The sequence below is a fragment of the Pseudomonas sp. JL27(2026) genome, from assembly GCF_056933555.1.
The window spans coordinates 5,417,485-5,434,905 of sequence record NZ_CM167794.1 but is presented as its reverse complement, the minus strand read 5'-3'; the positions used below and the strand labels follow the sequence as shown (position 1 = coordinate 5,434,905).

Here is a 17,421-nt window from a genome sequence, read left to right as displayed (position 1 = left end):
GACCGCTACATAAAAACAACAGCGAGGTGAAAGCATGTCTGGCAATCGTGGTGTGGTGTATCTCGGCAACGGTAAGGTCGAGGTACAGAAAATCGACTATCCGAAAATGCAGGACCCGCGCGGCAGGAAGATCGAACACGGTGTCATCCTGCGTGTGGTCTCCACCAATATCTGCGGCTCCGATCAGCACATGGTGCGCGGTCGCACCACGGCCCAGACCGGTCTGGTGCTGGGCCATGAGATCACCGGAGAAGTGATCGAGAAGGGCAGCGATGTCGAGAACCTGAAGATCGGCGACCTGGTATCGGTGCCGTTCAACGTTGCATGCGGCCGTTGCCGTTCGTGCAAAGAAATGCACACCGGCGTGTGCCTGAGCGTCAACCCGGCCCGCCCGGGCGGTGCCTACGGTTACGTTGACATGGGCGACTGGACCGGTGGCCAGGCCGAATACGCGATGGTGCCGTACGCGGACTTCAACCTGCTGAAACTGCCGGACCGCGACCGGGCCATGGAGAAAATCCGCGACCTGACCTGCCTCTCCGACATCCTGCCAACCGGTTATCACGGCGCGGTCACTGCGGGCGTTGGCCCAGGCAGCACGGTGTACATTGCCGGTGCTGGCCCGGTGGGCCTGGCGGCTGCCGCGTCCGCTCGCCTGCTGGGCGCGGCGGTGGTGATCATCGGTGACGTCAACCCGATCCGCCTGGCTCACGCCAAGGCCCAGGGGTTTGAAATCGCCGACCTATCGACAGATACCCCACTGCACGAACAAATCGCTGCGCTACTGGGCGAGCCGGAAGTCGATTGCGCCGTCGATGCGGTGGGCTTCGAAGCCCGTGGTCATGGCCATGCCGGTGTGAAACACGAAGCGCCGGCCACCGTGCTCAACTCGCTGATGGGCGTGGTTCGGGTGGCGGGCAAAATCGGTATTCCGGGCCTGTACGTCACTGAAGATCCGGGTGCTGTGGACGCCGCTGCAAAAATGGGCAGCCTGAGCATCCGTTTCGGTCTGGGCTGGGCCAAATCCCACAGCTTCCACACCGGGCAGACGCCGGTCATGAAGTACAACCGCCAACTGATGCAGGCGATCATGTGGGACCGCATTCACATTGCTGACATCGTCGGGGTCGAGGTGATCAGCCTGGACGATGCTCCGCGTGGTTATGGTGAATTCGATGCGGGCGTGCCGAAGAAGTTTGTGATTGATCCGCATAAGCTGTTCAGCGCGGCGTAAAAGTTTAAGGTGAGAGAAGGGCGACGTGGTGTCGCCCTTTTTTAGCGCTGAGATACATTAGGGAACACGTATCGATATCCCGGCTCGGAAGGGAGATTTGCAAGTCCGCGGACTACTGATGATTCTATATCAGGGGGGGTGTTGAAGTTTGTTTTGGCTACCATCCTGATGTCTGCCATTGCGCTGTCACTGATCTCTATGAAGGTTATCTCTCCAGTTGCTATGTTTACTTTTCGAACAGCTGAGTCCGGATACCGCGTCTGCCGAGAATTGTTGGTAATGGCTGTACTCAATGAACGGTTAGTCGACGAAGCGTGGTTTTGTGTATGTGTGGCTATGTCTGTAGGCGGACTATTAGCAGTAACTTGTGCTTCGGCGGCTGGCAGAGGCAGGGCATTAGTATCTTGTACATGCTGAGCGTTTAGGGTTTTAACTGGAGTATTGTCCGGCACTACACGCGACGACTTCCTAAGCCCAAGTTTTCTTCCTATCAGTTTTAATAGTCCCCAAACCCCCACCTGTCCAGTAGGATCCACCCGATTCAGCGGATCCCCCAAGCAATACGCATACGCATTCAACCCACCCTTCCCAAACGGACTCCAACTGTCCGGGCTGTTAAACCGCATCAACACCGGGTTAAACGCCCGATAGCCATTACCCAACAAGTAATGCCCGGTCACCGGGTCTGGCCGTTCACCGTTGAAGCCGAGCAGGCTGAGCAAACCGCCTCCGGGAGCGCGATGGCCGTAGGGCGCGTAGGCGAGGGGATGAGGCTGCGTCATGTCGAGTACGTTCACTACCGAGCGTTGTTGATCGGTGGCGAGCAAGGAGGTTTGCGCTGTGCCGTTTTGACGCTGTTGTTGTGCGAGCAGTTGATCCTCGTGCTGCATGATCGAACGTTGCACCGCGCCTTGAACCTCGGTGGCCAGGCGATCTTTCTGATAGAAGCGCAGGGTGCTCGTCTGCACCGATGGCGTGCAAGCGGTCAGGCGATCCAATGGGTCATAGCGGTAGCGGCAGAGCAGGGTTTCGCGGTTTGTCGGCATGGGGCGGGCTCCCTGAAAGGTCTGTCGATTCAGGCTCTCACTCTCGCGCAATTGGCCGAAGTTGCCTACTAGCAGAACTGCTAGGGGCGTGAAGCACGAAGCGCCGGCCACCGTGCTCAACTCGCTGATGGGCGTGGTTCGGGTGGCGGGCAAAATCGGTATTCCGGACCTGTACGTCACTGAAGATCCGGGTGCTGTGGACGCCGCCGCAAAAATGGGCAGCCTGAGCATCCGCTTTGGTCTGGGCTGGGCCAAATCCCACAGCTTCCACACTGGCCAGACCCCAGTGATGAAGTACAACCGCCAACTGATGCAGGCGATCATGTGGGACCGCATCAAGATTGCCGACATCGTGGGCGTCGAGGTCATCAGCCTTGATGATGCACCGCGTGGTTACGGTGAATTCGATGCGGGCGTGCCGAAGAAGTTTGTGATTGATCCGCATAAGCTGTTTAGTGCGGCGTAAGATATAATATATCGCTCGCTTACTTAGTGAGTGAGCGATATGTGTCTTCGCTTTAAGTATGCCCGCCTACTTGTCGAATTATGACGTTTTTGCCCTCTACTGAATACATGACTCGCTCGCCTTGACTAAGGCGTATTTGAAATATTTCAACTTTTGACTGTTGAATTTTTTTTGGATTGCTATCACCTGCTAATCTAGCGGCATCTAAGTGGGATAGTCCAGAGTTGTAGATTGCATTCTGAAAAGTATCAAATTTTTCTTGAGCGGCCTTAGACAGTCCGCTTTTTGAAAAACTTGCGCTGCCCTTGGAGTAGGTCCATTCATTCTGAGTTTCAGGCGTTGTATTTGTTTGTAAGGGTGGCTGCTGTTTTTTGTTCTTTTTGAAGTTGTGAGTGATTGAGTTATTGTTTAATTTTGTTTTCGATGTGTTTGATATTTTTGTCGGTTTTAATGTGGTAGGTGCTGTGCTTGAACGTGCCTCTAATAATGTCTTTGGGGCAGAGCGTGATGTACCGAGAATATCTATTTGTTTTGATTTTGAAACAACTGCTACAGCTCTAGGGAAGTGTTTCTGCATTAGGGAAAACCAGTGTGAATGCCCTGTAGGATCAATCCGATTCACCGGATCCCCTACACAATACGCATACGCATTCAACCCACCCTCCCCAAACGGACTCCAGCTGTCCGGGCTGTTGAAGCGCATCAACACCGGGTTAAACGCCCGATAGCCATTACCCAGCAAATAGTGCCCGGTTACCGGGTCTGGCCGTTCACCGTTGAACCCGAGCAGGCTGAGCAAACCGTTCTTCGCTGGGCGATGGCCATAAGGCATGTAGGCGATGGGATGGGGCTGAGTCGCGTCGAGCAGGTTCAACACCGAGCGCTGTTGATCGGTGGCGAGCAGGCGGGTTTGCACGGTGCCGGTCTGGTGCTGTTGCTGCGCCAGCAGTTGATCGTCGTGTTGCATGATCGAGTGTTGCACCGCGCCCTGGAGCTCGGTGGCGAGGCGGTCTTTGCAGTAGAAGCGCTGGGCGGTGGCCTGTGTGGTTTCGGTGCTGGCGGACAAGCGGTCCAGTGGGTCGTAGGTGTAGTTGCAGAGTGGGGCTGGGCGTTGGGTCGACATGGGCGGGCTCTCTGATAGAGGCGTAACTCAGGGTTTACTGTCGTCCAATTGTTTTGGTTTGCCTACTAGCAGAACTGCTAGTTCAAGCTCGCTCCCACAGGTTTTGTGCCGTGATTTAGCGCCCCGCCAATGCCCCTTGATACAACACCGGCCCGGTCGGTTGTCCGGTTGGCGAACCGCCCTTGGGTTCAAGGCTGACCGCCAGTGCGATCGGTTTGCCCAGCAGTGCCTGTTGTTCAGTGTTCAACGCGACCCTGCCCTTGCCTCCGGCCGGGATCACGCCCAGCGAGATCGGTTTGCCATCGGCCGGAACCGCCCACAATTCAAGGCTGCGTCCGGGATCGACGGCGGCCAGGGTCAGTGGATCGACTTGCAGGTAGTCGTCGTGGGCCTTGATCCTCAAGGCCGGTTGCGCGCTGGCGCTGAGCAAGGTCGCGCTGTAATGGGCGCTGTCACGGTTGTAGAGGATGCCCAGCGTCACCGCCACCAGCAGCGAGCAAATCGCCACGGTCATGCGCAACCAGTTCCAGAACGGCCGCTTGGCCGGCACATGCAAGTGTTGCGGCTCGATCCGTGCGTTGATGGCCGTCCACACCCGGTCGGGCACGGGGACTTCCACCAGTGGTTCATTGAGGCTGACCAGGCTTTCCTGCCATTTAGCCAGCTCCATGCGCAGTTCGGCGTCGTCCAGCAACAGCTGTTCGAAACGGCGGCGGGCCGCAGAGGGCATCAGGCCAATGGCGTAGTCGGCGGCCAGGGCGCGGCGCAGGCGTCGGGTTTGGTAGTTCATGATTCAAGGCACCTGCGCAGCCGCTCCATGCCACGGCGAATCCAGGATTTGACCGAGCCCAGGGGCGCGGCCAGGTACTCGGCCAGTTCAGAGCAGGTCAACCCCTGAAAATAGGCGACAGTTATCGACTGGCGCTGCATGCCTTCAAGGGTGTTCAGGCAGCGGTTCAACGCGCTGGTTTCGCGGTCGTTGCTGAGCAGTTCGTGGGCCGATGGGGCCTCGTCCACCAGGGCTTGTTCTTCCATATCCGTGAGGGGGCGGTCGCGGTGTCTGCGTAACTGATCGATGGCCTGGTTACGGGTGATGTTGATCATCCAGGTCATGGGGGCCGACAAATGGGCCTGATAACGCGAGGCGTTGTTCCAGATGCGCACGAAGCTTTCCTGCAGGACTTCTTCGGCCAGGTCGTTGCGCCCCATGAAACGCAGAGCCACCCCGTGCAGGCGCGGTGCAGCGCTGCGGTAGAGCGTCTCGAACGCACGGCGATCGCCCAGTGAACATTGGGCCAGGAGTTGTCTGAGTGGGTCGGCGTCGGCGATGGAAATGACCGTTCTCCAGGCAATCAGGGGGGCGGCAATCAGCGGTGTGTGGTGCCAGTAGCAGGCAGAGGTTAGTTCACGGCGCGCAGTTGTTCCATTCACGGCGAAATACCTCCAGGCCAACGCCGGCCCTGATGCGCAGGGCCGGCGTCAGGGCTCAGCTTTTAGGCATCAGCACTTTGTCGATGACCTGAATCACGCCGTTGGACTGGTACACGTCATAGGTGGTGATGTCGGCGGTAGCGCCTTTTTCATCCTTGATCGTGATGTTGTGCGGGCCGTTCATCATCACCCACAGCTTGCCGCCGCTGACGGTGGTGAGCTCGGCCTTGCCGCCACCCGCCTTGATCTTGTCGGCCAGGGCCGTCATGTCGAGCTTACCGGCGACCACGTGGTAGGTGAGGATGTGGGTCAGCGTGGCCTTGTTGGCGGGTTTGAGCAGGGTGTCGACGGTGCCGGCGGGCAGGGCGGCGAAGGCCGAGTTGACCGGGGCGAACACGGTGAACGGGCCTTTGCCCTTGAGGGTATCGACCAGGCCTGCGGCTTTCACGGCGGCGACCAGGGTGGTGTGATCCGCTGAGTTCACGGCGTTATCGATGATGTCTTTGCCCGGCATCATTGCCTGACCGCCGACCATGACGCCATCGTGGCTCAGGGAGGCCGCTTGCACGGTGTTCAAGGCAAAACCGCAAGTCACGGCCAGGCTCAGCAGGCTGGCGATCAACGGGGCTTTAATCGAGGTGCGCTTCATGGTGATGATCCTTGTAGAGAGAATCGGCCAGCAATGTCTGTCCGTGCTTGATATACGCACTCGTGCCAATATCGGATGCAGCGCAGGGCGTTCTTTTTCGACTGGATTGCTAACAGGCCGATGTTGCTAGGGAGGGCTGGGAACAATTGTTGTCATGGCCAGTCAAACGGCTGGTTTCCACCACCTGCTTGCGGGTGGCTTTCAGGGTTCAGGAGTTAGTCTCGATGAAGATTTCCCGTGGTTTTGCTTTGGCTTCACTCATGACCCTGGCGACTGGCCCGGTTTTCGCGGGTGGTTTCAGCCTGAACGACGTAGCCGGTGCCGTGGCCGGCATGCAGGGTGGCGATAAAGCGGCAGCCACAGCACCGACCTCGCAGACAGCCGGTTTGCTGAACGCGCTGAGTGCGCTGGACGTGACCCCGGAACAGGCCATTGGTGGCACGGGTGCCATGCTGGGTCTGGCGAAGAACCAGTTGAGTTCGACCGACTATTCACAGTTGACCAAAGACGCGCCGGGGTTGGGCATGCTGTCGGGTAACGGTGGTATGGGTATGCTTGGCGGACTGCTCGGTGGCTCGTCCGGCAAGTCGTCGCCTCTGGACAGCGTCTTGGGCAACCTGGACAACGTGAAGAACACCAATGACCTGAACAGCGCCTTCAGCGCGTTGGGCATGGACGGCGGCATGATCGGCCAGTTTGCCCCGATCCTGCTGCAATACCTCGGTCAGCAGGGTGTCGGCAGTTCGCTACTCAATAGCCTCGGCGGGATCTGGGGCGCCGGCGGCTGATTCAGCCCGCTCGGCGCGCAAGGCGTCGATGCGTGAGTCCTTCTCGGTCCAGAGCTGGTTGACCCAGTTCTGGACACTCTGGCGGAACGCCGGATCGTTTTCGTAATCCCCCTGCCACAACGCCGGGTTCAGCTCTCGGGTCTTGATGTCGATGATTACGCGCGGCACCGCGCCGCTGATCAAGTCCCAGAAACCCGGGATTTTCGCCTGTGGATAAACCACCGTCACATCCAGCACGCCGTCCAGTTGTTCGCCCATCGCCGCCAGGACAAACGCCACGCCGCCCGCCTTGGGCTTGAGCAGGTGTTTGAAGGGGGATTGTTGGTGGGTGCGTTTGGCCGGGGTGAAACGGGTGCCTTCCAGATAATTGACCACCGTCACCGGTTGGCGCTTGAACAGTTCGCACGTGGCTTTGGTGATGCCCAGGTCCTTGCCTTGCAGCTCCGGGTGCCGGGCCAGAAACGCTTTGCTGTAGCGCTTCATGAACGGGTAATCCAGCGCCCACCAGGCCAGGCCCAGGAACGGCACCCAGATCAATTCCTTCTTCAGGAAAAACTTGAAGAACGGCGTACGGCGGTTGAGGGTCTGGATCAGGGCGGGGATGTCGACCCAGGACTGGTGATTACTGATGACCAGGTACGAGGTGTCGAGCCGCAGGCCTTCGCCGCCGCGAATGTCCCATCGGGTCGGGATGCACAGGGCAAAGATCAGCTTGTCGATCTCGGCCCAGGTCTCGGCGATCCACATCACCGCTGCACTGGCGTGATCACGCAAACGCCCGGGCAGGAGCAGTTTGAGCAGGGCAAACACCATCAGCGGGCCAAACAGCACCAGGGTGTTGAGTAACAGCAGCAGGATGACGAAACAGCCGGTGAGCAGGCGGCGCATAAATGACTCTTGGAAACCTTTGGGCGCGCCATGATAAGCAGCTTCGGCCAGCAGGCCAAATCCGGGTGCCGACGAATGTTTCACTTCTGCAGCGATACTCTTTCGGCGCATTGAGACCACTTGTGGCGAGGGAGCTTGCTCCCGCTGGGCTGCGAAGCGGCCCCAAAACCCTGCACCGAGATTTCTCAGGTAGACCGCATCAGCCGGTATTACGACTGCTGCGCAGCCGAGCGGGAGCAAGCTCCCTCGCCACTGAGGTGGTGCTCTAACTTACGATGCTTTTCGCGGTCTAGAATTCAGCGTCAACGCCCATTCTTTCTCAAGGGAATCCACTACGTGAAATCCGTCCTCGCACTGTTATCCCTTCTGGCCCTGCCGGTCATGGCCGCCGAGCCGACCCTGTATGGCCGTTACGAATACATCAAGTTGCCGGAAATCGGCGGCGAAGTGCTCAAGTCCAAGATGGACACGGGCGCCCTGACGGCGTCGCTGTCGGCCAAGGACATCGAAACCTTCACCCGTGACGGCGAAGAATGGGTACGTTTCCGCCTCGGCACCAAAGATGCGAGCAACAAGGTCTACGAACACAAAGTCTCGCGCATCAGCAAAATCAAAAGCCGCGCCGATGAAGAGGACGAGAAGGACGTGGCCGACGTCGCCAAGCGCCCGGTGGTCGAGCTGGAACTGTGCCTGGGCAGCATCAAGCGCACGGTCGAGGTCAACCTGACCGACCGCAGCACGTTCAACTACCCCTTGCTGATCGGCGCCAAGGCGTTGCGCGAGTTTGGCGCGGCGGTGAACCCGGCCCGGCGCTTCACCGCTGACAAGCCGGACTGCTGAATTGAAGTGGTCTCATTGACGTGGGGTATGGCTTGGGGCACCGTTCGCGCACCTAACTGTCGGGCTCGGACGCCATGCCTCATATCCTGATTGTCGAAGACGAAGCGGCGATTGCCGATACGCTGATTTTTGCCTTGCAGGGCGAGGGCTTCACCACGACCTGGTTGAGCCTGGGCGCCGTGGCGCTTGAGCACCAGCGCGCCACCCCGGCGGACTTGATCATCCTGGACATCGGCCTGCCAGACATCAGTGGCTTTGAAACCTGCAAGCAACTGCGCCGTTTCAGCGATGTGCCGGTGATGTTCCTCAGCGCCCGCGACGGTGAAATCGACCGGGTGGTGGGGCTGGAGATCGGTGCCGACGATTATGTGGTCAAACCGTTCAGCCCACGGGAAGTGGCCGCGCGGGTCCGGGCGATTCTCAAGCGCATGGCGCCGCGTGCGGTGGTGGAGATCAGCAGCACGCTGTTTCAGGTCGACAACGAGCGTGTGCAGATCAGCTATCGCGGCCAACTCCTGAGCCTTACCCGCCACGAATTTCGCCTGCTGAACTGTTTGCTCGAACAACCCGAACGAGTCTTCAGCCGCGAGCAATTGCTTGATGCGCTGGGCGTCGCCGCTGACGCCGGTTATGAGCGCAGCATCGACAGCCATATCAAAAGCGTGCGAGCCAAGTTGCGTCTGGTCGCGGCTGATGCCGAACCGATCCAGACCCATCGCGGTCTTGGCTACAGCTACAGCCCAGGGCGCAGCTGATGCCACTGGGGATCCGGATTTTCCTGGTCTACGTGTTCTTCATCGCCTTGACCGGGTATTTCGTGCTCAACACGGTCATGGAGGAAATCCGCCCCGGCGTGCGTCAATCCACCGAAGAAACCCTGGTGGACACCGCGAACCTGATGGCCGAAATCCTGCGCGATGATTTCAAGGCCGGCACCCTTAACCAGAACCGCTGGCCCGAGCTGCTCAAAGCCTACGGCGAGCGGCAACCGGCGGCGACCATCTGGGGCCTGCCGAAGAATCAGGTCAACCACCGCATCTACGTCACCGACGCCAAAGGCATCGTCCTGCTGGACTCCAATGGCACGGCGGTCGGCCAGGATTACTCGCGCTGGAATGATGTGTACCTGACCCTGCGCGGCGAGTACGGCGCACGCTCGACCCGTAGCCAGCCTGACGATCCCAACTCCTCGGTGATGCACGTCGGTGCACCGATTCGCGACAACGGGCACATCATCGGCGTGGTCACCGTGGCCAAACCCAACAGCTCATTGCAACCTTACGTCGACCGCACCGAGCACCGGTTGCTCTGGTACGGCGCGGGCCTGATCGGCCTCGGTTTGCTGTTGGGCGCGTTGTTGTCCTGGTGGCTCAGCGCGGCGTTGCGACGACTGACGGCGTACGCCCAGGCGGTCAGCGAAGGTCGGCGGGCCGAGCTGCCGCACTATCGCGGTGGCGAGCTGGAGCAACTGGCCACGACTGTGGAGCACATGCGCACACAGTTGGAGGGCAAGGCTTACGTCGAGCGTTATGTGCACACCTTGACTCACGAATTGAAGAGCCCGTTGGCGGCGATTCGTGGCGCGGCGGAGTTGTTGCAAGGCGAGATGCCGGTGGCGCAGCAACAGCGTTTCGTCAGCAATATCGACAGTGAAAGTGCGCGCATGCAGCAGTTGATCGAGCGCTTGCTGGACCTGGCGCAGGTCGAGCAGCGTCAGGGCCTGGAGGAACGTGTGCCGGTGCCGCTGGCGGCATTGGTCGATGAGTTGCTTGGCGCTCAGCACGCACGGATCGAACGCAAGCAGTTGCAAGTCGAGCAGCAGATTGCTGCTGACCTGCACCTGACGGGCGAGCCGTTTCTGTTGCGCCAGGCCTTGGGCAACCTGCTGGAAAATGCCCTGGACTTCACCCCGGCCCACGGGGTTTTACGGTTCAGCGCGCAACGGCGTGGCGCGTTCATCGACGTGATGCTGTTCAATCAGGCCGCGCCGATTCCCGACTACGCCCTGCCACGTTTGAGTGAGCGCTTCTATTCACTGCCACGGCCCGACAGTGGGCGTAAAAGCACCGGCCTGGGGCTGAACTTTGTTGAAGAAGTGGTGCAGTTGCATGGCGGAACGCTGACCATCGGCAATGTCGAGGGCGGCGTCGCCGTGACGCTGCGTTTGCCTTAGGCCACTCTCCACACACTCTCCACATTTCCCCCATAAACCCCTCACACCCGCGCGCCAGACTCTCCACCATTGAAAAAAGGGAGAGAACCCATGAACCGCAGCTTGACCATAAAACTGGGGGCGATTGCCCTGTTGATCCTGTTGTTGCTGATCCCGTTGATGATGATCAGCGGCGTGATCCAGGACCGTCAGCAGTTGCGCGACGGGGTCCTGGAAGACATCGCCCGCAGTGCCAGTTTCAGTCAGCAGATCAGCGGACCGGTCATGGTGGTGCCGTATCGCAAGGTGGTGCGCACCTGGGTCAGCAACGCCCAGACTCACGAACGTCAGCAGGAGCTGAGTGAGGAGCGCGGACGCCTGTACTTCCTGCCGGAGCGTTTCGAACTCGATGGCAAGGTGCAGACCGAAGTGCGTGCGCGGGGTATTTATGAGGCGCGGCTGTTCCACGCCGACAACCGCATCAGCGGTCAATTCTCGATTCCCGAGCGCTTGGGCATCACCGAGAACTTCGCTGATTACAAGTTCGACGCGCCCTTCCTGGCGGTCGGTATCAGTGACATACGGGGCATTGAAAACGCGCTGACGCTGGAACTCGACAGCCAGCGACTGGACTTTGTGCCCGGTACGCAGGTCGGCTGGCTGGGCGAGGGTGTACGGGTGACGTTACCGGCGCTGGATGCGCAAAAGGCCACGCAATTGACGTTTGGTTTTGACCTGCGCCTGCAAGGCACCGGGCATTTGCAGATCACCCCGGTGGGCAAGACCAGCAAAGTGCATCTGGCGGCCAACTGGCCTCATCCGAGTTTCGTCGGCAATTACCTGCCGGCCCAGCGTGAAGTCAACAGCGAGGGGTTCAGTGCCCATTGGCAGACGTCGTTCTTTTCCACCAACTTGCAGGACGTCATGTCCAGTTGCGTCTACGACACGCTGTGCGAAGCGTTCACGAGCCGCAGCTTCGGGGTGAGTTTCATTGATCCGGTGGATCAGTACCTCAAGAGCGATCGTGCGATCAAATACGCACTGCTGTTTATCGTGCTGACATTCGCCGGGTTCTTCCTGTTCGAAGTGCTCAAGAGCATGGCGGTTCACCCGGTGCAATATGCGCTGGTGGGTGTGGCGCTGGCGTTCTTCTACCTGCTGTTGCTATCGCTGTCCGAACACATCGGCTTCTCACTGGCTTACCTGCTGTCGGCCAGCGGCTGTGTGCTGCTGATTGGTTTCTATGTCTGCCATGTGCTGCGCAGCGTGAGCCACGGGCTGTTCTTTTCGGCTGGGTTGGCGGCGTTGTACGGCTTGCTTTATGGCTTGCTGAGTGCCGAGGACTACGCACTGTTGATGGGCTCGCTGCTGCTGTTCGGCTTGCTGGGCGTGTTCATGGTGCTGACCCGCAAACTGGATTGGTATGGCGTCGGTTTGAACCGTACCGCCAAGCCCGAGGTGGCTCATGAGTAGGTCGTTGGGGTTGCGCGAGGATCAGCGGGTGGGGGAGGTGTTGGCGGCGCGGATTGTCGGGTTGTTTCCGTTAGATCCATTGTGGTGCCATCGTCGGGTCGCCGCCCGGAGCAGGCTCCCACAAGGGATCTCCAGTGAACACAAGGTTTGTGTGCATCACCGATCAACTGTGTGAGCGAGCCTGCTCGCGATGAGGTCGGTGCCGTCAGCGAAGATTCAGGCCTTCGGCATTGTCGCCAGCATCGAAGGCCGTTGGCTCACCTCGAAGTACCACTCTGCCAACTGCGGATTAGCGTCGCGCCATTTCAGGTCCGGATGGCGAAAATCCAGATAACCCAGCGCACACGCAACGCTGATCGCCGCGATATCAAAATGGCTGGTCAGCTCGGCAATCGCATCCTTTTCCAACAAGGCTAATGCGCGGCGGATCTTGTCGCGCTGGCCGTTGAGCCATTCGTTCCAGTGTTTTTCCACAGGACGCAGGGCCAGTTCGTAACGGATCATCACTGAGGCGTCCATGATCCCGTCGGCCATCGAGGCCAGGGTCAGGCGCCGCCAGCGAGCGTGGCCTTCGCGGGGGATCAGCGGGTTGCCGACGTGTTGCTGGTCAAGGTAGTCGAGGATCACCCGGCTGTCGTGCAGCACCGTGCCGTCGGCCAGGCGCAGGGCGGGGATCTTGCCCAGCGGGTTGTCCCGGTTCAGTGCGGCGTCCGGGCTGACGGGGCTGAGTTGGCTGTGTTGCAGGGCCACGCGGTCCTGTTGGCCGGTCTCGTGCAAGAGCACCATGACTTTACGTACGAAGGGCGACGCCGGGCTGTGGAACAGGGTCATGCTGGGGGCGGACATGGACATTCCTCGCGATAAGGGACCGGGCCAGTGTAGTCGTTGTGAGCACTTCTGATACCCTGCGCGCCCCTTCAAGGAGCACGTTATGCCAAGGATCTATTTCAAACACTTGCTATTGAGCATTGCGCTGATGGCGCTGGGCTGGCTGGTGGTTTATCTGTGTCTCTACTTCGAACTGCGCCCGGTCAGACAGCCAGGTGAGGGGGGCCTGACCTTGCTCGTCTTCTCTGGTGCTACGTTGATGCTCAGCTCTGTCGCAGGGGGGATTGCCGTGGCGGGTCTGGGGCTCTTCTGGTTCTTGACCCGCCGTGGGGTGACAGCGCGTTTGCGCCTGATGCTGGTGGTGACCTATGTACCGCTGCTGGGAATCATCTGGGCGAACCTGTGGTTCAGTTTCAGGCATCTGTCGGACAACCTTTACATGCTGTCGGCGATTTTCGTTGAACTGGGCTTCCTGGCCTACCTGGTGCTGGGCTTCCCCCGAGGCCCGAAAGCGTTCGCTAGCGTGCCGACCGCCGGCTGAACAGCCCGCGCAGGCCGAGCACGGCTGGCACCCCCAGACCGATCCAGCTCAAACCATCCCACACACCGTCCCCGAGCAGCGCCGCGAACAACCCCGCGGCGCTGAGCAGGGCAATCACGGTGGGAACCGTAAAGACCTTCCAGAAACTCGACTGCCGCGGCTTCATGACGTTGCTCCCTCTTGCGTGATCACCGGTTTGGCGGAGGCCTTGCGGCGTACCACCCACAAATACACGCCACTGCCGAGCACGATGATGGTCAGCACATCGAGCACCGCCCAGAGGACTTTCATCGGCATGGCGCCGTAATCACCGAAATGCAGCGGTTGTGACATGCCCATGGCGTCCATGTACCACGGCCGTTCTGCGATGGCCGTGACCTGCAAGGTGCTGGCGTCGATCAGGACCGGCGTCAGCAGGTGCGAGGTCAGGTGGGTGCTGCCTTTCATGAACACCGCGTAATGGTGTTCGCTGGAGAACCGCGTACCGGGGAACGCAATGAAGTCCGGCTGCATGTCCGGGGCGACTTCGGCGGCGATGTCGAGCAAACGGCTGGCCGGCGCCAATTGGGTCAGCGGCGGCGCGTCGCGGTAAGGTTCGATCATCGCGCTCAGGCTTTCATTGCGCCATGCCGCGATGATCAGGTCAGCGCAGGCGCTGATCACCCCGGTGACCCCGACGACCAAGGCCCAGGTCAGGGTGACCACGCCGATCAGGTTGTGCAGGTCGAGCCAGCGCAGGCGGGTGGATTTGTCGTGGCGCACGGTGGCGAAGGTCTGCCGGCGCATGAATGGCAGGTAGAGCACTGTCCCGGAAACAATTGCGACCACAAACAAAATCCCCATGAACGCCAGCAGCAGTTTGCCCGCCAGCCCGGCAAACATGTCCACGTGCAGGCGCAGGATGAACAGCATCAGGCCACCGTTCGCTGACGGCACTTCCAGCGCCTCGCCGGTGCGGGCGTCGAGCATGAAGGTGTGGGACGAGTTGGGTTCGGTGCCGGCCGTCTTGGCCATGATCGCAATCACGCCATTCTGGTCGTCCTCATCCCAGGCCAGGTATTGCATGACATCGCCAGGGCGATGGGCCTCGGCCTTCACGACCAGTTGCTGCAGGTTCAGTTGCGGGGTGTCGGCCGGCATCGTTCGCAGTTGCGGCGCGTCGCCCAGCAGGTGATCGATCTCGTGATGAAAGATCAACGGCAGGCCGGTCAGCGCCAGCATCAGCAGGAACCCCGTACAGATCAGGCTGGTCCAGGTGTGCACGAAGGACCAGCGGCGGATGGTTTTGCTTTTCATGAGTCATCCAGATGCAAAAGGGCCACGGCTGTGCCGTGACCCTTGTTTACCGCAGGGGTGGGTGAATCACCACGTGTAGTTGACGCTGGCCATCACGTTACGACGGTCGCCGTAGTAGCAGTAGAAGCCGTCGCAGGTGGACAGGTATTGCTTGTCGAATACGTTGTTGGCGTTGAGGGCGACACTGGCGCCCTTGAGCGAGTTGCCCAGGCGACCGAGGTCGTAATGCACGGCGGCATCGTAGACGGTGTAGGCGTCGGTATGACCGTCGGACTTCTTGCTGACGTAGCTCAGGTTGCCCGGCGCAATATTGTCGGTCTCGCCGATGTAACGCACGCCGAAGCCCAGGCCGAAACCGTCCAGTACGCCGGTGTGCCAGGTGTAGTCAGCCCAGACCGATGCCTGGTTTTCCGGGGTCAGTGGCAACGGACGGTTCTTGTCCTGCGGGTCGCCGACCTTGGTCATTTTGCTGTTGGCGTAGGTGTAGGCGGCGGTGAGCTTGAGGTTCTCGGTGACGTTGCCCACGGCTTCCAGTTCAAAGCCGCGCACTTGTGCTTCGCCCAGTGGCCGGTTGACGCCGAGGCTGTCGGTGAGCACGATTTTTTTACGCGTCAGGTCGTACACGGCAGCGCTCAGCAGCATGTCGGTGCCGGGCGGCTGGTACTTGATGCCCAGTTCATATTGCTGGCCGGTACTCGGTTCGAAGGCCTGGCCCTTGGCGTTGCCGCCACCTTCTGCCTGGAACGACTCGGCATAGGAGAGGTACGGCGTGAAGCCCGAGTCAAAGACGTAACTGAGGGCAGCGTTGCCGGTGAACGCGTGGTCGTCGCGTTTGTCGTGGGGTTGATTGGCGATGTTGTAGAACGTCGTGTCGGTGTGCAGCCAGTCCTGACGCCCGCCGAGGGTCAGGCGCCAGTTGTCCAGGGCCATCTGGTCCTGGAGGTAGACGCCGGTGCCCTGGCGCTTCTGGTTGTAGTCGTTGTAGGCGAAGTAGTTGACCTTGCTGAAGTCCTGGCCGTACACCGGTTTGATGATGTTGCTGGTTGGGGCTTCGCCGAACAGCCATTTGTAGTTCGTGTTGACCCGTTGGTGATCCAGGCCCAGCAACAGGGTGTGGGCGACTGCGCCCGTATTGAAGTCCGCCTGGAAGTGGTTGTCCACGGCGAACTGGCTGATGTCTTCGTCGACGATGTTGGCGCCGCGACGCACGGTGCCGTCATCGCTGACTGCCTGGTCCGGCTTGTTCGGCCAGAAGCTGCCACCCGCGGTAATGCCCTGGAAGGACAGGTCGCTCTTGGTGTAGCGCAGGTTCTGACGGAACTGCCACACGTCGTTCAGGCGATGTTCGAAGGCATAACCGAGCGCGTAATACGTCTTGTCGTAGAACTCCCAGCTCGGGTCGCCGAGGTTCTTGTGGTACTTCACTTCGCCGGCCGGCGTCGACAGCTTGGTGCCCTGCAATGGCAGGAACTGGCTGGTGATGCCGGTATCGTCACGGTTGAACTGGCTGAGGAAGGTCAGCCTGGTGTCTTCGTCGATGTTCCAGGTCAGGCTCGGTGCGATGTTGTAGCGCTTGTCTTCGCTGTGATCGATGGCGGTGTTGCTGTCGCGGACCACACCGCTGACGCGGTACAGGAACTGGCCTTCATCATCGAGGGGGCCGGTGCTGTCGAAACTGATTTGCTTGCGCTGGTTGCTGCCGACCTGCACTTGCACTTCGTGGCTGCCGAGGGCTTGCGGGCGACGGCTGACCATGTCCAGCAGGCCGCCGGGCGGGGTTTGGCCGTAGACCGATGATGCCGGGCCGCGCAGCAGTGCCACGCGCTCCAGGTCCCAGGTTTCGAGCTTGGGCATGGTGTAGGTGCCCTTGGGCAGCGGCAACCCGTCGAGGAACTGGGTCGGTTCAAAGCCGCGGACTTTCAGCCATTCGGCGCGGCTGTCGCTGCCGTAGCTGCTGGCGACCACGCCCGGCATGTAGCGCACGGCGTCGTCGAGGTTCTGCACGGCGCGGTCGGTCATCTGCTCGCGGGTGGCGATCGAGATTGAGCGCGGTACTTCTCGCAGCGCGGTATCGGTTTTGGTTCCGGAGGCAGTGCGGGTGGCGACGTAGCCATCCACCGGGCCCCAGGCGCTTTCGCTGTTTTCCTGACCCGTGATGCTGGTGGCCGGCAGGGCCAGAGAGCCCTCGGGCACGGCGACCAGGCTGAAGGTGCCGGCACTGCTTTGCTCCAGTTGCAGACCGGTGCCGCGCAGGGCTTCGCGAAGGGCTCCGGTGGCGTCGAACTGACCGTTGACCGGTGCTGAGGTTTTGCCCGAGGCCAGAGACGGGTTGAGGCTCAGGGCAAGGCCGGCCTGGCTGGCGATCTGGTTCAGGGTGCTGGCCAACGGGGCCGCGGGCAGGTTGTAGGCGCGTACGCTGGACGCCTGTTCGGCGGCGATCAGCGGGCTGCTGGCCAGCGGGGTGCACAGGGCAATGGCCACGGCCAACAGGCTGGGGCGCAACAAGGTGTCTAGCGAACGGGACATACGGCGGCTCCGAATGGAAATATTTCTCAATTGCCTACGTGCCGAACGAGATTCGAAAAGTGATAGGGCAAGATGAAAATAGTTTCGATTCAGGGAAAGTCCGGTCACAAATTGCAGGTTCTTTGGCGAGGCTGATGGCC

17 protein-coding genes and 1 pseudogene are annotated in these 17,421 nt (G+C 60.3%); 8 read left to right on the top strand and 10 right to left on the bottom strand.

Annotated elements, in window-relative coordinates:
- Positions 1-34: 34 nt before the first annotated feature.
- A complete protein-coding gene (gene fdhA / locus AC1Z1G_RS24860) occupies positions 35-1,234 on the top strand; it encodes a formaldehyde dehydrogenase, glutathione-independent (protein WP_483623009.1) in 1,200 nt (399 codons plus the stop codon).
- Positions 1,235-1,275: 41 nt separating this feature from the next.
- On the opposite strand, the gene AC1Z1G_RS24855 is transcribed toward fdhA, so the two are convergent.
- Positions 1,276-2,280, bottom strand: a complete 1,005-nt coding sequence (locus AC1Z1G_RS24855; protein ID WP_483623007.1) for an RHS repeat-associated core domain-containing protein — start codon at positions 2,278-2,280, stop codon at positions 1,276-1,278.
- An 85-nt stretch (positions 2,281-2,365) separates the two neighbouring features.
- Between AC1Z1G_RS24855 and AC1Z1G_RS24850 the strand changes: the two are divergent.
- Positions 2,366-2,746: pseudogene (locus AC1Z1G_RS24850) on the top strand (formaldehyde dehydrogenase, glutathione-independent); the annotation flags it as partial.
- Positions 2,747-2,798: 52 nt separating this feature from the next.
- Here the strand turns inward: AC1Z1G_RS24850 and AC1Z1G_RS24845 are convergent.
- The 4 genes from AC1Z1G_RS24845 to AC1Z1G_RS24830 form a co-directional block, all read right to left on the bottom strand.
- The gene (locus AC1Z1G_RS24845) at positions 2,799-3,869 is read right to left on the bottom strand and encodes an RHS repeat-associated core domain-containing protein (protein ID WP_483623005.1); all 1,071 of its coding nucleotides are present in this window, start codon (positions 3,867-3,869) and stop codon (positions 2,799-2,801) included.
- A 115-nt stretch (positions 3,870-3,984) separates the two neighbouring features.
- Positions 3,985-4,659 (bottom strand): anti-sigma factor, encoded by a 675-nt coding sequence (locus tag AC1Z1G_RS24840; RefSeq protein ID WP_483623003.1) that lies wholly within the window; start codon positions 4,657-4,659, stop codon positions 3,985-3,987.
- A complete protein-coding gene (locus AC1Z1G_RS24835) occupies positions 4,656-5,300 on the bottom strand; it encodes an RNA polymerase sigma factor (RefSeq protein WP_483623001.1) in 645 nt (214 codons plus the stop codon). The genes AC1Z1G_RS24840 and AC1Z1G_RS24835 overlap by 4 nt, the downstream gene beginning before the upstream one ends.
- 55 nt (positions 5,301-5,355) lie before the next feature.
- The gene (locus tag AC1Z1G_RS24830) at positions 5,356-5,949 is read right to left on the bottom strand and encodes a fasciclin domain-containing protein (RefSeq protein ID WP_483622999.1); all 594 of its coding nucleotides are present in this window, start codon (positions 5,947-5,949) and stop codon (positions 5,356-5,358) included.
- A 224-nt stretch (positions 5,950-6,173) separates the two neighbouring features.
- Here AC1Z1G_RS24830 and AC1Z1G_RS24825 point away from each other — a divergent pair, with 224 nt between their 5' ends.
- Complete coding sequence (locus AC1Z1G_RS24825) at positions 6,174-6,737, top strand: DUF2780 domain-containing protein (protein ID WP_483622997.1); 564 nt, start codon at positions 6,174-6,176, stop codon at positions 6,735-6,737.
- Here the strand turns inward: AC1Z1G_RS24825 and AC1Z1G_RS24820 are convergent.
- Positions 6,696-7,625, bottom strand: coding sequence for an acyltransferase (locus AC1Z1G_RS24820; protein WP_483622995.1), 930 nt, complete (start codon positions 7,623-7,625; stop codon positions 6,696-6,698). The genes AC1Z1G_RS24825 and AC1Z1G_RS24820 overlap by 42 nt on opposite strands.
- Before the next feature lie 336 nt (positions 7,626-7,961).
- Between AC1Z1G_RS24820 and rloA2 the strand changes: the two genes are divergently transcribed.
- From rloA2 to creD, 4 genes are all read left to right on the top strand, one after another.
- Positions 7,962-8,465 (top strand): retropepsin-like aspartic peptidase RloA2, encoded by a 504-nt coding sequence (gene rloA2 / locus AC1Z1G_RS24815; RefSeq protein WP_483622994.1) that lies wholly within the window; start codon positions 7,962-7,964, stop codon positions 8,463-8,465.
- Between the two features lie 74 nt (positions 8,466-8,539).
- Positions 8,540-9,220, top strand: coding sequence for a two-component system response regulator CreB (creB, locus tag AC1Z1G_RS24810; protein ID WP_483622993.1), 681 nt, complete (start codon positions 8,540-8,542; stop codon positions 9,218-9,220).
- Positions 9,220-10,638 (top strand): two-component system sensor histidine kinase CreC, encoded by a 1,419-nt coding sequence (gene creC, locus AC1Z1G_RS24805; RefSeq protein ID WP_483622991.1) that lies wholly within the window; start codon positions 9,220-9,222, stop codon positions 10,636-10,638. Before creB ends, creC begins: the two co-directional genes overlap by 1 nt.
- Positions 10,639-10,728: 90 nt before the next feature.
- Positions 10,729-12,090, top strand: coding sequence for a cell envelope integrity protein CreD (creD, locus tag AC1Z1G_RS24800; RefSeq protein ID WP_483622989.1), 1,362 nt, complete (start codon positions 10,729-10,731; stop codon positions 12,088-12,090).
- Between the two features lie 216 nt (positions 12,091-12,306).
- On the opposite strand, the gene AC1Z1G_RS24795 is transcribed toward creD, so the two are convergent.
- Positions 12,307-12,936, bottom strand: a complete 630-nt coding sequence (locus AC1Z1G_RS24795; RefSeq protein ID WP_483622987.1) for a glutathione S-transferase — start codon at positions 12,934-12,936, stop codon at positions 12,307-12,309.
- 85 nt (positions 12,937-13,021) lie between these two features.
- Here AC1Z1G_RS24795 and AC1Z1G_RS24790 point away from each other — a divergent pair, with 85 nt between their 5' ends.
- Positions 13,022-13,459: a hypothetical protein gene (locus AC1Z1G_RS24790; protein ID WP_483622986.1), complete on the top strand. Its 438-nt coding sequence runs from the start codon at positions 13,022-13,024 to the stop codon at positions 13,457-13,459.
- On the opposite strand, the gene AC1Z1G_RS24785 is transcribed toward AC1Z1G_RS24790, so the two are convergent.
- From AC1Z1G_RS24785 to AC1Z1G_RS24775, 3 genes are all read right to left on the bottom strand, one after another.
- A complete protein-coding gene (locus tag AC1Z1G_RS24785; RefSeq protein ID WP_483622985.1) occupies positions 13,437-13,625 on the bottom strand; it encodes a hypothetical protein in 189 nt (62 codons plus the stop codon). The genes AC1Z1G_RS24790 and AC1Z1G_RS24785 overlap by 23 nt on opposite strands.
- Positions 13,622-14,755 (bottom strand): PepSY-associated TM helix domain-containing protein, encoded by a 1,134-nt coding sequence (locus AC1Z1G_RS24780; RefSeq protein WP_483622984.1) that lies wholly within the window; start codon positions 14,753-14,755, stop codon positions 13,622-13,624. Before AC1Z1G_RS24780 ends, AC1Z1G_RS24785 begins: the two co-directional genes overlap by 4 nt.
- Before the next feature lie 66 nt (positions 14,756-14,821).
- On the bottom strand, positions 14,822-17,281 hold the full coding sequence (locus AC1Z1G_RS24775; RefSeq protein ID WP_483622981.1) for a TonB-dependent siderophore receptor: 2,460 nt from the start codon (positions 17,279-17,281) through the stop codon (positions 14,822-14,824).
- Positions 17,282-17,421: the final 140 nt, after the last annotated feature.